We start from the raw sequence: 14,103 nt of genomic DNA, 5'->3' as shown, positions 1-14,103 counted from the left end.
CGCCCCTCAAAGGAGGGGCGATTCATTTAGCTCTTGTGCGAGTGAGTCGCCACAAACTGTTGTACTGTGGCCAGATCGTTATCCAGCACCGACAGACGCTCTTCTCGTTCAAACAGATCGCTCATATGAGCCGGCAAGCTAGGCGATTCAAGACCTGCTTTCACAACAGGATCTGGGAACTTAACCGGGTGCGCGGTGGCCAGAGTGACCATAGGTACACTCATATCACGACGACATTCGCGTGCTGCTTTAACACCAATCGCTGTGTGCGGATCCAGTAGGTACTCAGTCGACTCGTAGACATCAGCAATAACCTGACAGGTTGTCTCATCATCAACGGCGTAGCTGTTAAACAGCTCGCGAACCTTATCCCACTCACCATCACCAAGATGAACAGACTCTCTCTTAAAGCGCGCCATCAGATCAGCAACGGCTTTACCGTCACGACCATAAACATCAAATAGAAGACGCTCAAAGTTCGACGAGACCATAATATCCATCGATGGCGACAGAGTATGCTCAAGCTGACCTTTAGACATATCGTTACCGCTGATGACGCGGTGAAGAATGTCATTACGGTTAGTCGCTACCACCAACTGATCGATCGGCAGACCCATCTGTTTAGCGAGGTAGCCGGCAAAAATATCACCGAAGTTACCCGTTGGAACCGAGAAAGAGACTGGACGATGAGGGCCACCCAAGGTCAGCGAGGCTGAGAAGTAGTAGACGATCTGAGCCATGATACGAGCCCAGTTGATTGAGTTCACTGCACCCAGCTTCATACCGTTTAGGAAGCTCTGATCAGCAAAACTGTCTTTCACCATCTCCTGACAGTCATCAAAGTTACCTTCCAAGGCGATATTGAAGACATTGTCTTCCAATACGGTCGTCATCTGACGACGCTGTACTTCAGAGACACGGTTGTAAGGGTGAAGAATGAAGATATCCAAGTGATCAGAGTGACGACAGCCTTCGATCGCTGCAGAACCCGTGTCACCTGAGGTAGCACCCATAATCACCAGGCGTTCATTGCGCTGTTTCAGCACATGATCCATCAAACGACCGAGCAACTGCAGTGCGAAGTCTTTGAATGCCAAGGTAGGACCATGGAACAGCTCAAGAACGAACTCGTTGCTATCGATCTGAACCAAAGGTGCTACGGCATCGTGTTTAAAGACAGCGTAGGTCTCATCGATCATCGATTTAAGATCCCCGTCGCTAATGCACTCTTCAACGAACGGCTTGATCACTTTGAAGGCAAGATCCGCATAGCTAAGGCCTGCCCAGCTTGCGATCTCCTCTTTCGAGAAAGTCGGTAGAGTCTCAGGTACATAGAGACCCCCATCAGACGCCAAACCAGCTAATAGCACATCCGCAAAATTGAGTGCGGGCGCATCACCACGAGTCGAAATATAACGCATCGAAAATTCCTCTTAATCAGCCAGCTGTTCAACACGGATGCGGGTCACTTCACCCACAACGTCTGGCAGTGCTTCGATCTCGCGAAGCGCTTCGTTCATTGTCGATTCAACCACTCGTTGAGTCAGCAGAATGACAGGCACCTGTGATTCACGGATCGGTTTCTGAATCACGGCTTCAATATTGATCCCTTTTTCACCGAGGATGCGGGTAATGTGAGCCATCACGCCTGGGCGCTCAACGGCTTGCAAGCGAAGGTAGTAAGCACTCTCAACCTGTTCAACAGGAAGCACTTCAGCATCTGAAAGCTCGCTAGGCTGGAAAGCCAAGTGGGGAACTCGGTTGTCACGGTCAGCAGTGAGTGTACGAACCACATCCACCACATCAGCAACTACTGCAGAAGCCGTTGGCTCAGCACCGGCACCCGCACCATAGTAGAGGGTTTGACCCACCGCATCACCATCAACAAGGACGGCATTCATGACACCATCGACATTGGCCAGTAACGCTTTCTCTGGAATCATCGTTGGGTGAACACGTAGCTCAATACCCTTCGCTGTGCGGCGGCTAATACCTAGGTGCTTGATGCGGTAGCCTAGCTCTTCAGCGTAGTTCACATCCTGTGAAGTGATCTTACTGATACCCTCGGTGTAGGCTTTTTCGAACTGCAGTGGGATACCAAACGCGATTGAGGCAAGTATGGTCAGCTTGTGCGCTGCGTCTATGCCTTCAACATCAAAGGTCGGATCCGCTTCTGCGTAGCCCAACGCCTGAGCTTCCGCCAATACATCTTCAAAGGCACGACCTTTGTCACGCATTTCGGTCAAAATGAAGTTACCGGTACCGTTAATGATGCCAGCCAACCAGTCGATCTTGTTCGCAGATAGACCTTCACGAATCGCTTTGATGATTGGGATGCCACCAGCAACTGAGGCCTCAAACGCGACCATCACATTCTTCTCTTGCGCAGCCGCAAAAATCTCGTTGCCATGCACCGCGATCAACGCCTTGTTCGCAGTGACGACGTGTTTACCGTTTTGAATGGCCGTCATCACGAGATCAAAGGCTGTCTCGTAACCGCCGATCAGCTCAATGACGATATCGATCTCAGGGTTGGTTGCGATCTCGAAAATGTCCGATGTAACGTGGATTCCTGTCGTATCAAACGCAGGGTTAGGGCGACGCATAGCGACCTGTTCAATCTGAATTCGACGACCCGCACGACGTGCAATCTCAGACGCATTGCGATTAAGAACATCGAACGTACCGCCACCGACAGTACCCATTCCACAGATGCCAACTTTTACCGGCTTCACAACCTTACCTCATTCGAAGTGAGCTCGAGCGGTTCACCCGACCCAGAGCGTTAAAAAATGGGGCATATTATAGCTAAAAAAGGGTGTTTGAACTATGGGTATTAGGGAGGTTTTACTGATAAAAAGCGTAATTAGAGGGCGGATGTCAGGCTGAAGCCTGACACCAGTGCTTCAACCTAACTACAGAGAAACGTGACTGGCTTTCAGCCTGTCACGACCCTACCAGCATTTTCCAGAGATTACTTAATCCCCAACACCGGCAGCAGACGCTCGGCTGGCATGTAACCCGGTAATAGATCACCCGTCTCGGTAATCATCGCAGGGGTGCCGGTAACCCCTAGCTTTTGACCCAGCGCCAGCTGTTCAAGCACGGGTGTTTGGCAGCCATCCGCTTTAACAGAGCCACCATCTAGCGCTGACTCCATTGCTGCTAAGCGGTCATCGGCACACCAGATCTGATCCATACGTGACGCAGTAGCACCGCCAGGACCAGAGCGAGGAAAGGCTAAGTAAGCGACTTCGACACCCGCTTCGTTCAGAGCATCCACCTCTTCGTGCAGCTTCTGACAGTAGGGGCAATCGATATCGGTGAAGACATAAAGTCGAGTTCTCTTCTCACCTTTAGCTGGGAAAATAACCATATCGCTATCAGCCACCTGCTGCATGGCATCTAAACGCATCCCACTTAAGCGCTTCTCGGTAAGATTGATCAGACGGTTCTCTTGTGTGATCTGATACGCCTTGCCCGACAGAATAAACTGCGCATCTTCACTGACGTAGAGCACCTCACCAGAACCGAGTAGCACCTCATAAAAACCGGTCATATCGGACGGCTCAATCAGCGTAATAGGAATCGAAGGATCAACCGCTTTCAGCTTCTCTTCAATCAGGGTCTCTGTATTTGCCAGAGCCGGCAAAGTCACAAGGGACAACAACAGTACGAACAAGGTTTTCATCTTAACTCCTTAAAAATTGCGCCCAGTGTGCCAGTTTAACCCCGCGGATGAAACTGCTTGTGCAACTGCTCTAAGCGATGCGTGGCAATTTGCGTATAGATCTGGGTGGTCGATAAATTGGCATGCCCCAATAGCATCTGCACGGCACGAAGATCCGCCCCATGATTCAACAAGTGTGTTGCAAACGCATGTCTAAGCGTATGGGGCGATAGTTCTGATTTAACGCCCGCCTGCTGGGCCCAAAATTTAATACGATGCCAAAAGGTCTGTCGGGTCATCTGCTGTCCTCGACGACTCAAGAAGAGCGCTTCAGGGTTGGTAGCACCCATCAACAGTGGCCGTGCAGCTGATTGATAGCGTTTCAACCAATCAATGGCCGCCTCGCCAACAGGGACCAGTCGCTCTTTATCACCCTTACCGACAACCTGTAATAGCCCAGCCCTCAGGTCAATTTGACCCACCTCAAGCCCAATCAACTCAGAGATACGCAACCCGGATCCGTACAACAGCTCCAACATAGCTCGATCTCGCAACCCCAGTGAATCTTCAACATCCGGCGCCTCAAGCAGCGCATCCACTTCTGCTTCGGAAATGGACTTTGGCAACGCGCGCCCGCGCTTTGGATTGGAGATATTCAACGTAGGGTCAACGTCGATCACACTTTCGCGCAATAGGTAGCGATAAAATCCACGGATACAGGAGAGTTGTCGTGCAGTAGAGCTGGCTTTAAACGCTTCAGAGAGGCGCCAGGCAAGATAGTGCTGTAAATCAGACTGCGTAACAGCCATCAGTGATTTTCCCTGCTGATTCAACCAACAGGCAAACTGATTAAGATCGCGTCGATAGGAGCTCTGCGTGTTATCACTTAAGCCACGCTCCATCCACAAGCCTTGAATAAACTCTTTGATTAACGCGGCATCTTTGGAGTCAGGGCTTTGCGCAGTAAAACGTGCATCCGGCACTAACGGTAGACCTCAATAGTTTCTAAAAAGTTTCGATCAACAGAGTAGGAAGCATACCCTTGATCGACCCTTCTGAGTAGAACTAACTTATTGTCTGCCACCTCGATCAAACGCCCCTCAATAAAGCGCCCGAAGTGGGTGTAGAGACGAATCTGATACTGTAGATAGTCATCCAACTCATCAAAGCTAGCAGGATAGAACTGCTTAGAATCCTCAAGCTTTTGCACTTCGCGGCTAGAGAGAATCTTCTCCTTGAGCTGCTCAACATTGACCAACCCCTCCTCCTGAGGGGTTAACTGTTCAGCCTGCTCCGCATCTGGCAACAAGGACTCCCAATCCAATCCCGCTAAATCAAGCCCCACCGAGTTGATGCGCAAAGAGGGATTCAAGCGTTCAGCTAAGACGTGGGGGGCGTTCATCAATACGAACAGCTCACTGCCCATACCGCCCGCTGGTGAGATACCCAAATCAACACTTGAACCCGGGGCAATGGCCTGCTCATAGGCATTCCAAAGCCGCTCTGGTACCTGCATACCCAACTGTGTAGCCTGAGCTTTTAACAGATCGGCATGCGCCAAGCGATACTCCGCCTCCGTCACCTCAGTCTGTTCAGCACAGTAGGTATCGCGGCGAGCATTAAATCCAAGGTCTTGGTAGGCAAACTGAAAACGCTGGACTCGCGGACTGGCCGCCAACAAGGTCTGTGGTGCAAGGTATCCAGGTGTAAAACTAACCTCCAAAACCAATCGTTGCGAGGCGATCCCCAACAGCTGAATCTGACTACCCAAGACTAGACGTCCATTATCGTTATCTGGGTCTAAGCGAATGTTAAGATCCGCCTGAATTTCGGGGTATCCCATATCTCGTAACACAGGCAGAGAGAATTCACGCACATCGCCACAACCCAGAGCGGCGATGTTAACTAACCCTTTGCTCGCAGCAGCACTCTGATTCGCAAGGGCCGTCTCCATAAAGTCGGATGCCAGATCCATTCTTAACTTATCGATTTTGATGGCCAAGAAACTGGGCCAGTCAGAAGCACTGCTGACAGGAGAGGGCTGCAGGAAGAAGAGCGGCGCGTCCGCTCGAATACTGATATTGGCCACCTTGATGGCAGATTCATAACCGAAAGGAGCCGCCTGCAGCGACTCAATACGGACTTCACCGCGTGGATCCAGAACCAACTGCTCATAGTGCACACGATAACCGGGCAGCAGAACCGTTAACGTATCATCGATATAGGCTTTAGCTTTGTAATAGACATAGGCATAACCGCCCCCACCGACCAGCAGCGTCGCTATCAATAACAGTAGAACGGTTTTAAACCAACGCAAAGGATTCCCCCAACAGTCATCACTTCATACTAGACCACTATTTGAAATAGGAGAAATTTGAGCAATAAAAAAGGCGACACATGGCCGCCTTTCTTAATCGAGATCAACTCAGTTAATAAAATTAACTTAGTTAAGCTTCTCTTTGATACGTGCAGACTTACCGCTACGCTCACGTAGGTAGTAAAGTTTCGCCTGACGAACGTCACCACGACGCTTAACTTCGATCGCTTCAACCGCTGGGCTGTAAGTCTGGAAAGTACGCTCTACACCCACACCGTGAGAGATTTTACGTACAGTGAAAGCAGAGTTTAGGCCGCGGTTACGCTTACCTAGAACTACACCTTCGAACGCCTGTAGACGGCTACGGTTGCCCTCTACTACACGTACTTGAACTACTACAGTGTCACCTGGGCCGAAGTTCGGTACTTCTTTACCAGTTTGTTCAGCTTCGATCTGCTGAATGATTAAGTTTTTGCTGCTCATCGCTCGCTCCTAACTTTTCAACTGCGGACTACTTTTTAGTCTCGCCGATGTATTCGTTTAACAACGTTTGCTGTTCTGGGTCCAAATCGATCTTCTCTAGCAGATCAGGGCGACGCTCATAGGTCCTTCCTAATTGCTGTTTTAGGCGCCATTTGCGTATCTCTGCGTGATTTCCACTCATCAATACCGACGGTACGCCAACGCCATCTAACTGTTCTGGTCGTGTGTAGTGTGGACAATCAAGCAATCCTTCCGAGAAGGAGTCCTCTTCAGCAGAGGCTTGGTCACCCAGTACACCAGGCACCATTCTTGATATCGCATCAACCATCACCATGGCTGGGAGCTCACCACCACTCAGGACAAAATCACCGAGTGACCACTCTTCATCCACTTCCGCTTCGATCAGGCGTTCATCAACCCCTTCGTAGCGACCGCAGACAAAGATCAAACTCTCTGCCGTGGCCAGTTCTGTCACACCTTGTTGATCTAAGCGTCTGCCTTGTGGCGACAGATAGATCACTTTAGCCTGACTGGGTGCTGCCGCTTTCGCCGCCGCTATCGCATCTCTCAATGGCTGAACCTTCATCAACATCCCAGGACCACCACCAAAGGGGCGATCATCGACGGTGCGATGTTTGTCGTGAGTAAAATCTCTTGGATTCCAACTCTCGACTTGGATCAGTCCGTTTTTAACTGCTCTGCCTGTAACACCAAAACGGCTAACCGCCTCAAGCATTTCAGGGAACAGCGATACGATCCCAAACCACACAACTTAGAACTCTGGGTCCCAATCGACCCGCATTGTTCCAGCGTTTAAATCAATTTGTTTGATCACCTGATCCGGTACATATGGGATCAATCGTGTCTCACGATCAACGCTCTCGTCTGTACCTTTAACAACCAACACATCATTTGCGCCGGTCTCTATTAGGTGATCTACCCGACCCAACAATTCGCCGGATTCGGTATAAACCAATAATGTCTCTAATTGACTCCAGTAGTACTCACCGTCATCCAACACTGGTAGAACCGAGCGTGGTACTGCAATCTCCGCTTCACAATATTGGCGGGCTGCTTCGGGTGAATCTATAGAGTCCAATTTTGCGATTAAACCCTTACCCTGTTTTTTAGCGCTGGTTACCTTAACCGGTACCCATTCACCTTGTTGTTTTACCAACCAGGGGCGATAGCTGAGGATATTCTCCATCGAATCAGTGTATGAGTAGACTTTAATCCAACCCTGTACACCGAAAGGTGAGTTGAAGCGTCCAAGAACTACGTAGTCCTCTGCTGCAATCTCTGCCACTGCTATCAGGCCTTAATCAATTACTTAGCTTTACGTGCTTCTTTAACCAGTGTGCTAACACGTTCGCTCATTTGAGCGCCCTTGCTAACCCAGTACTCTACGCGCTCTAGATCAAGACGTAGACGCTCTTCCTGGCCGCGAGCAACCGGATTGAAGAAACCAACACGCTCAATAAAGCGGCTGTCACGCGCAAAACGAGAGTCTGCGACATGAATGTGATAGAACGGACGCTTTTTAGCGCCACCACGGGACAAACGAATAGTGACCATTAAGGACCCCTTTATTTCGCGGATGGGTTTTGAGATCGCCCATCATTGTTGTTTCTTCACCAATCCCAGCAAATTGCCCAGACAGATGAAGGCCAAATTAAATAGGGCGCAGATTCTACGTGAATACTGCGCCCATTAAAAGCTATTTTTTGATCAGAGTTTGATCAATTACATACGTGGGAAACCACCAGGACCGCCCATACCCGGTGGCATCATCCCTTTCATGCCACGCGCCAGTTTCGCCATACCCGATTTAGAACCAAACTTCTTCATCATCTTAGCCATCTGCTTGTGCTGTTTAAGCAGGCGATTGATCTCTTGGATGTTGGTACCCGAACCAGCTGCAATACGACGTTTACGCGAGCCGCTGATAATATCTGGGTTGCGACGCTCTTTAGCCGTCATCGAGTCGATGATCACGGCAAACTTCTTCATGCCCTGCTCAGCCTGAGCCGTTTGTGCCGCTTGGATCATCTGCCCCATACCCGGTATCTTCTCCATCATCGACATCATACCGCCCATGTTGTTCATCTGATTGATCTGATCACGGAAGTCTTCTAGATCAAAGCCTTTACCTTTGCTGACCTTCTTCGCCAGCTTTTCCGCTTTATCCTTATCAATCTTGCGCTCAGCCTCCTCAATTAAGGAGAGCACATCACCCATACCCAAAATACGCGAAGCAACACGATCAGGGTGGAAAGGCTCAAGGGCATCGACCTTCTCACCAACACCTAGGAACTTAATAGGCTTGCCAGTAATGTGGCGTACCGACAGAGCCGCACCGCCTCGGGCATCACCATCGGTCTTAGTCAGAATCACACCGGTAAGAGGCAAGACTTCATTAAAGGCTTTTGCAGTATTCGCTGCATCTTGACCCGTCATAGAGTCAACGACGAACAGCGTCTCGACCGGATTAACCGCTGCATGCAGCTCTTTAATCTCAGCCATCATGGCATCATCAACCGCTAGACGACCCGCGGTATCGACAATGACAACATCATGGTGCTGAATTTTTGCATGCGCCGTCGCGCCATTAACGATATCGATCGGCTTCTGTTCAATAGTCGACGGGAAGAACTCGACATCCACCTCGCCGGCCAGAGTCTCTAGCTGACGAATAGCTGCTGGACGGTAGACGTCAGCTGATACGACCAACACCTTCTTCTTTTCACGCTCACGGAGGAAACGCGCCAGCTTTGCAACCGAGGTGGTTTTACCCGCACCCTGCAGACCGGCCATCATCACCACAGCAGGTGGCGTTGCCGCAAGGTTAAGCTGCTCGTTCGCTTCACCCATCACGCGAACCAACTCTTCGTTAACGATCTTAACGAAAACCTGACCAGGACTTAGGCTCTTAGAAACTTCTTGTCCAACCGCACGCTCTTTGACCGCGTTTACAAACTCTTTAACCACCGGCAGGGCAACATCAGCCTCAAGAAGCGCCATACGTACTTCACGCAGCGTATCCTTAATATTGTCTTCGGTCAGTTTCGCGCGTCCTGTAACGGAGCGAAGCGTGCCAGTTAAGCGTTCTTGAAGATTTGCAAACATTCTATTCCTCATTGTGCGGGTCTAATGGGTCGTTTCGATATCGAGATATCCCGCCAAATTTGCGCCGTAGTATAGCGCAGGGACAGGCTGACTGTATATTTCGCATCCCAGCAATTTGTGCCACACTTGTGGAATTAGGTTTACACAGTCCGGAGTTTTGGATGCTATCGCTATTTACCCTTGCCGCCATTGGCCTCTATCTGATTGCCAGCCAGTGGCAAATGAAGCAGTTCGCGACTCAACAAGGCGGACCGCGCAACCGCATACAGGCTTTTGGTTTCATCGCCGTCATTTTTCAACTGATCGCGACTTTACAGATCATTTCGGGCGGATTTGGCTTAAACCTCAGCTTCTTTGTTGCCGGCTCGATGATCTCGATCGCCGTGGTCGTTCTTCTGCTATTGGGTAGCCTACGTCATAAGCTCGACAATCTGTTTATGTGGGTCTTTCCAATGGCCGCCATCACTCTGGCTCTGGCCTATGCTTTCCCTGGCGAAGGGACCAAATCAAGCTACAGCGCTGGACTGCTAAGCCACATTCTGTTGTCTATTATCTCCTACAGCCTGTTCACGCTTGCCGCACTGCAAGCTCTGTTGCTCTCTAAGCAGGAGCATGCTCTGAAAAGCCATAAGACCAGAGGCTTACTGAATACCCTGCCACCACTGCAGGTGATGGAGAACCTACTGTTTGATTTGATTACTGCGGGTCAGGTGGTACTGACGCTGGCGTTGATAACGGGTTACGTCTACACCGATGATCTGTTTGCACAACACCTCGCTCACAAAACGCTGCTATCCCTTGGCGCTTGGGTTGTCTTCACCATTCTGCTAACAGGACGTGCGATGTTTGGTTGGCGAAGCCGCACGGCTCTACGCTGGACACTCAGCGGATTTGTTCTGCTGATGCTCGGCTTCTTTGGTTCAAAAGCCGTTCTAGAGCTAATACTTGGGGCTTAATTGGGTTGACACCCACGCCCCATCTACACAAAATGAGCTTCCGTTAACAATATAGGCATTTCCCCTTGGAAGACGCGTCGATAAGCTCGCTCTCAATTCTTCTGTTTATCCTGATCCTCTGTTCTGCATTTTTCTCTAGTTCAGAAACTGGCATGATGTCGCTCAATCGCTACCGTTTGAAGCATTTAGCGAAGAATAACCACCTAGGTGCACGCAAAGCCGCCAAACTGCTAGATCGCCCAGATCGTCTGATCGGCCTGATTTTGATTGGCAACAACTTCGTCAACATTCTCGCATCAGCCATCGCGACCGTCATTGCGGTTCGAATCTGGGGGGATGCAGGTATCGCCATCGCGACCGGTGCCTTGACGCTGGTCGTGCTGATTTTTGCGGAAGTGACACCAAAGACACTGGCAGCCATGTATCCAGAGAAGGTGGCTTTTCCGGCCTCCTATGTTTTAGTACTGCTACTTAAAGTGTTTTACCCCTTGGTGTTTGCCGTCAACCTCATTACCAATGGAATTTTCCGTCTACTCGGTATCAAGACGACCGGGGAAGATGCCCACAATCTTAGTACCGAAGAGTTACGTACCATCGTGAATGAGTCAGGCGCTCTGATCCCTCAATCGAATCAATCGATGCTACTTGGGGTCCTGGAGCTTGGTGAAGTGACCGTTAATGACATCATCATTCCACGCAACGAGGTAGAGGGCATCGATCTGGACCATGAGATGGACCAGATTCTTGAGCAGCTCTCTAAGACCAAACATACCCGCCTGCCGGTCTACCGTGGCGACATCAATCAGATCGTCGGCGTACTTCACATGCGCAATCTGGCCCAGTTGATTCAACAGGGAAAAGTCACCAAACCCGCTATTATGGCGGTGGTTCATGAGGCCTACTTTATTCCAGAGAGCACACCGCTGCAGACACAGCTCCTTAACTTTCAGAAAGAGAGCCGCCGCATCGGCGTCGTAGTGGATGAGTACGGTGATGTACAAGGCATTGTCACCCTGGAAGATATCTTAGAAGAGATCGTCGGCGAGCTCTCCAACGATCAATCGGATATCCATGAAGACATTCACCAACAGGAAGATGGCAGCTACTTTATCGATGGCTCGGCTTACATTCGTGAGATCAATAAAGCACTGAATTGGGAGCTTTCGACCGAAGGGCCAAAAACGCTTAACGGCCTGATCACGGAACAGCTTGAATCCATTCCCGATGCAAACGTCTGTATCGAACTGAATGAGTACCGTTTAGAGACGCTACAAATCAGTGACAACCTGATTAAGACGGTTCGTGTCCAGCGTCTCGAGATCGAGAGTGACGAGGAGGAGTAGCCTCCCGCTCTCGAATCAACGCCCAGACTTCACGTTTTTTCTCGTTGGAGTAGGTACTCCAATAGGCGATCTCTAGACCTGAACGACGACAGGCAATACAGAGATCGTCCTCATCGAGAGCGCACACGCCCATGCAAGGATTGGGAATCGGTTTTTCTGAATCCATTATGTTCGCTCTGGCCTCGGTCTGGTTTGAATCTGTGCATCAAAGGCACTGTTTAATAGCTCAGCAATGACCCAGGCGGTTAGCCCCCAGATCTCATAGCCTTGATAATCCCATGCTGGTGCATATCGAGTCTTACCGGATAGATCCATGAACTGATCAAATCGCGCACGGCCCGGCTCCATAAAGAAGCTCAACGGTACTCGAAAAACAGCTTCGATCTCATCGGGATTAGGTTGCTCGACAACCGTATGCGGCACAACACCAACCCAGGGAACCACTTTGAGGCGATGCTTAGAGAGCACATCACTTAAAGCCCCCAAGGGCCTAACTTGTGAAGGCTCAATACCTAGCTCTTCATGGGTCTCACGCAAAGCCGTAGCAAGAATATCCTGATCCTCGGGATCTCTGCGACCACCTGGAAAAGCCACCTCACCGGCATGACTCGACAGCTTGCTGTGTCGCAAGGTCAGTATCACCTCTGGTATGGCCAGATCGGTGATTAACATCATCACACCCGCCTGCCGATCAGACGAATAGTGGTCAGATAGCTGCCAAGGCTTGTAGTGAGTCAGGGTTTGCTCTATTTTCGAAATCATTAGTTTAATCATACACCGAATAGAAGAAAGCTACGCAAAAGATAGGAGATTCGATGAAGTTCTGCAGCGAGTGCGCCACACCTGTTGAATGGACCATTCCAGAGGGTGACCACCTTCCCAGACACGTCTGCCCCAACTGCGAGACGATCTTCTACTCCAACCCCAAAATCATCGCCGGCTGCCTACCCATCTGGGAAGAGAAAGTATTGATGTGTCGTCGCAACATCGAACCACGCAAAAACTATTGGACCCTACCGGCAGGCTTTATGGAGAATGGTGAAACCACTGAACAGGGCGCCATGCGTGAGACTTGGGAAGAGGCTGAAGCGGAAGTCGATATCATATCGCTCTACACCCACACCTCCATTGTGCATGTGAATCAGCTGCAGCTCTTCTTCCTAGCCAAGATGCGCACCCCAAGCTTTTCAACGACGTCAGAATCCAATGAGGTCGCACTGTTCAGCGAAGATGAGATCCCTTGGGATGAGATCGCCTTCCCCACGGTCAGCAACGCACTGCGTCTGTTCTTTAAAGAGAGAAACGCTGGCGGGCCGTTTAACTTCCACAGAATCAGTATCGATCGCCACAACGAGCAGAACAATGCATCGACCACCCAGCATGAGATTCACATTTAATGTCAGTGTTAAAAGAGAGCAAAGCGGCCAAAGCTTTCCAACGCAAACTGCTGATCGCTTGGTGCATTGATCAGCACCCAGGCAACCTCACCCACCTACAGAAACTCACGGGCATGCCAAGACGGACACTGCAGGATGCCATTAAAGATCTGGATGATCTGTCGATCGAGTGTTCATTTCAACAAACTGAAGGGGCTTTGAATAACCAGGGCGTCTACCGCATTGATCAGTGGGGCTGTATTGATCCAGACTGGGTTAACCAGAATATTGAATCAATCGCGGAATCCTTAGAGATAAAGCTTCAGCTCGACTACTGATTCGCCGTCGCCGCCAAATCGAGAAGCGGCGAAGCGTCGATCGCCTCAGCATCCATCATCTGAGCAAGATCCTGCAGGGTATTAACGACCTGGAATCGCTTCGCTTCAGATAACTTAGAAAAGCGCTCTTCAAAACGCTCATGCAGAAGTGGTGGAACGGAACCCAGGGTAGAAGCACCCTCTTCGGTCAGACGCGCATTTACTTTACGCTTATCGGTCACTGAACGAACACGCACCGCTAAACCGCGCTGCTCTAGGCGGTTTAAAATAGTCGTTACCGTCGCCTGACTCAGTGAAACGCTTTCCGACAGCGTCTTAACAGTCACATCACCCAGATCCCCAATTGCACGCAACACCATTACCTGCGGAATGGTGAGGCCACAGCTCTTCGCAATACGCTTTGATTGAATATCCGTCGCACGAATAATCTTACGTAGAGCAATGAGTACATCTTGTGATTGCTGAATGTCTGTCATGTAAAGCCTGTCATTGAG

Annotated in this window: 17 protein-coding genes; 4 read left to right on the top strand and 13 right to left on the bottom strand. The window is 50.2% G+C overall.

The genetic code is table 11. The features are described from left to right. Positions 1-26: 26 nt before the first annotated feature. The 10 genes from thrC to ffh form a co-directional block, all read right to left on the bottom strand. A complete protein-coding gene (thrC, locus tag XMD564_RS09490; protein WP_173480221.1) occupies positions 27-1,421 on the bottom strand; it encodes a threonine synthase in 1,395 nt (464 codons plus the stop codon). A 12-nt stretch (positions 1,422-1,433) separates the two neighbouring features. After that, on the bottom strand, positions 1,434-2,735 hold the full coding sequence (locus tag XMD564_RS09485; RefSeq protein ID WP_173480220.1) for a homoserine dehydrogenase: 1,302 nt from the start codon (positions 2,733-2,735) through the stop codon (positions 1,434-1,436). A gap of 239 nt (positions 2,736-2,974) precedes the next feature. Further along, positions 2,975-3,691 (bottom strand): DsbC family protein, encoded by a 717-nt coding sequence (locus tag XMD564_RS09480; protein ID WP_173480219.1) that lies wholly within the window; start codon positions 3,689-3,691, stop codon positions 2,975-2,977. Positions 3,692-3,726: 35 nt separating this feature from the next. Then, entirely contained in the window at positions 3,727-4,653 is a 927-nt protein-coding gene (gene xerD, locus XMD564_RS09475; protein WP_371731422.1) for a site-specific tyrosine recombinase XerD, read from the bottom strand. Beyond that, a complete protein-coding gene (locus XMD564_RS09470) occupies positions 4,653-5,987 on the bottom strand; it encodes a hypothetical protein (RefSeq protein WP_173498838.1) in 1,335 nt (444 codons plus the stop codon). The genes xerD and XMD564_RS09470 overlap by 1 nt, the downstream gene beginning before the upstream one ends. Before the next feature lie 126 nt (positions 5,988-6,113). Further along, a complete protein-coding gene (gene rplS, locus XMD564_RS09465) occupies positions 6,114-6,470 on the bottom strand; it encodes a 50S ribosomal protein L19 (protein ID WP_173480217.1) in 357 nt (118 codons plus the stop codon). A 28-nt stretch (positions 6,471-6,498) separates the two neighbouring features. Further along, on the bottom strand, positions 6,499-7,239 hold the full coding sequence (gene trmD / locus XMD564_RS09460; RefSeq protein WP_173480216.1) for a tRNA (guanosine(37)-N1)-methyltransferase TrmD: 741 nt from the start codon (positions 7,237-7,239) through the stop codon (positions 6,499-6,501). A gap of 3 nt (positions 7,240-7,242) precedes the next feature. Continuing rightward, a complete protein-coding gene (gene rimM / locus XMD564_RS09455) occupies positions 7,243-7,776 on the bottom strand; it encodes a ribosome maturation factor RimM (RefSeq protein WP_173480215.1) in 534 nt (177 codons plus the stop codon). A gap of 20 nt (positions 7,777-7,796) precedes the next feature. Continuing rightward, the gene (rpsP, locus tag XMD564_RS09450; RefSeq protein WP_173480214.1) at positions 7,797-8,045 is read right to left on the bottom strand and encodes a 30S ribosomal protein S16; all 249 of its coding nucleotides are present in this window, start codon (positions 8,043-8,045) and stop codon (positions 7,797-7,799) included. A 168-nt stretch (positions 8,046-8,213) separates the two neighbouring features. Further along, positions 8,214-9,596 carry a signal recognition particle protein gene (gene ffh / locus XMD564_RS09445; protein WP_173508235.1) on the bottom strand — a complete coding sequence of 461 codons (1,383 nt, stop codon included), beginning with the start codon at positions 9,594-9,596 and terminating at the stop codon, positions 8,214-8,216. Positions 9,597-9,757: 161 nt separating this feature from the next. Between ffh and XMD564_RS09440 the strand changes: the two genes are divergently transcribed. Both XMD564_RS09440 and XMD564_RS09435 read left to right on the top strand, forming a co-directional pair. Continuing rightward, positions 9,758-10,552, top strand: a complete 795-nt coding sequence (locus XMD564_RS09440) for an inner membrane protein YpjD (protein ID WP_173480212.1) — start codon at positions 9,758-9,760, stop codon at positions 10,550-10,552. A 65-nt stretch (positions 10,553-10,617) separates the two neighbouring features. Further along, complete coding sequence (locus XMD564_RS09435; RefSeq protein ID WP_173480211.1) at positions 10,618-11,895, top strand: HlyC/CorC family transporter; 1,278 nt, start codon at positions 10,618-10,620, stop codon at positions 11,893-11,895. On the opposite strand, the gene XMD564_RS09430 is transcribed toward XMD564_RS09435, so the two are convergent. After that, positions 11,843-12,061 (bottom strand): DUF1289 domain-containing protein, encoded by a 219-nt coding sequence (locus XMD564_RS09430; protein ID WP_173480210.1) that lies wholly within the window; start codon positions 12,059-12,061, stop codon positions 11,843-11,845. The two genes, XMD564_RS09435 and XMD564_RS09430, sit on opposite strands and share 53 nt — an antisense overlap. Further along, complete coding sequence (locus XMD564_RS09425; protein ID WP_173480209.1) at positions 12,061-12,657, bottom strand: CoA pyrophosphatase; 597 nt, start codon at positions 12,655-12,657, stop codon at positions 12,061-12,063. Before XMD564_RS09425 ends, XMD564_RS09430 begins: the two co-directional genes overlap by 1 nt. Before the next feature lie 53 nt (positions 12,658-12,710). On the opposite strand from XMD564_RS09425, the gene XMD564_RS09420 reads away from it, so the two are divergent. Both XMD564_RS09420 and XMD564_RS09415 read left to right on the top strand, forming a co-directional pair. Beyond that, positions 12,711-13,292, top strand: coding sequence for an NUDIX hydrolase (locus XMD564_RS09420; protein WP_173480208.1), 582 nt, complete (start codon positions 12,711-12,713; stop codon positions 13,290-13,292). Beyond that, positions 13,292-13,609 (top strand): helix-turn-helix domain-containing protein, encoded by a 318-nt coding sequence (locus XMD564_RS09415; RefSeq protein WP_173482987.1) that lies wholly within the window; start codon positions 13,292-13,294, stop codon positions 13,607-13,609. The genes XMD564_RS09420 and XMD564_RS09415 overlap by 1 nt, the downstream gene beginning before the upstream one ends. On the opposite strand, the gene XMD564_RS09410 is transcribed toward XMD564_RS09415, so the two are convergent. Beyond that, on the bottom strand, positions 13,603-14,085 hold the full coding sequence (locus tag XMD564_RS09410) for a MarR family winged helix-turn-helix transcriptional regulator (RefSeq protein ID WP_173480206.1): 483 nt from the start codon (positions 14,083-14,085) through the stop codon (positions 13,603-13,605). The two genes, XMD564_RS09415 and XMD564_RS09410, sit on opposite strands and share 7 nt — an antisense overlap. Positions 14,086-14,103: the final 18 nt, after the last annotated feature.

It is taken from the genome of Marinobacterium sp. xm-d-564, assembly GCF_013283345.1.
Classification (GTDB): domain Bacteria; phylum Pseudomonadota; class Gammaproteobacteria; order Pseudomonadales; family Balneatricaceae; genus Marinobacterium_E.
The sequence above is the reverse complement of the archived record's forward strand: the minus strand, read 5'-3'. Positions and strand labels throughout refer to the sequence as shown.

What these genes read in the sequence shown, in the direction of transcription:
- thrC (WP_173480221.1), bottom strand. Translation starts at nt 1,421, where the DNA reads ATGCGTTATATTTCGACTCGTGGTGATGCGCCCGCACTCAATTTTGCG.
- XMD564_RS09480 (WP_173480219.1), bottom strand. Translation starts at nt 3,691, where the DNA reads ATGAAAACCTTGTTCGTACTGTTGTTGTCCCTTGTGACTTTGCCGGCT.
- rplS (WP_173480217.1), bottom strand. Translation starts at nt 6,470, where the DNA reads ATGAGCAGCAAAAACTTAATCATTCAGCAGATCGAAGCTGAACAAACT.
- rpsP (WP_173480214.1), bottom strand. Translation starts at nt 8,045, where the DNA reads ATGGTCACTATTCGTTTGTCCCGTGGTGGCGCTAAAAAGCGTCCGTTC.
- ffh (WP_173508235.1), bottom strand. Translation starts at nt 9,596, where the DNA reads ATGTTTGCAAATCTTCAAGAACGCTTAACTGGCACGCTTCGCTCCGTT.
- XMD564_RS09440 (WP_173480212.1), top strand. Translation starts at nt 9,758, where the DNA reads ATGCTATCGCTATTTACCCTTGCCGCCATTGGCCTCTATCTGATTGCC.
- XMD564_RS09430 (WP_173480210.1), bottom strand. Translation starts at nt 12,061, where the DNA reads ATGGATTCAGAAAAACCGATTCCCAATCCTTGCATGGGCGTGTGCGCT.
- XMD564_RS09425 (WP_173480209.1), bottom strand. Translation starts at nt 12,657, where the DNA reads ATGATTTCGAAAATAGAGCAAACCCTGACTCACTACAAGCCTTGGCAG.
- XMD564_RS09420 (WP_173480208.1), top strand. Translation starts at nt 12,711, where the DNA reads ATGAAGTTCTGCAGCGAGTGCGCCACACCTGTTGAATGGACCATTCCA.
- XMD564_RS09415 (WP_173482987.1), top strand. Translation starts at nt 13,292, where the DNA reads ATGTCAGTGTTAAAAGAGAGCAAAGCGGCCAAAGCTTTCCAACGCAAA.
- XMD564_RS09410 (WP_173480206.1), bottom strand. Translation starts at nt 14,085, where the DNA reads ATGACAGACATTCAGCAATCACAAGATGTACTCATTGCTCTACGTAAG.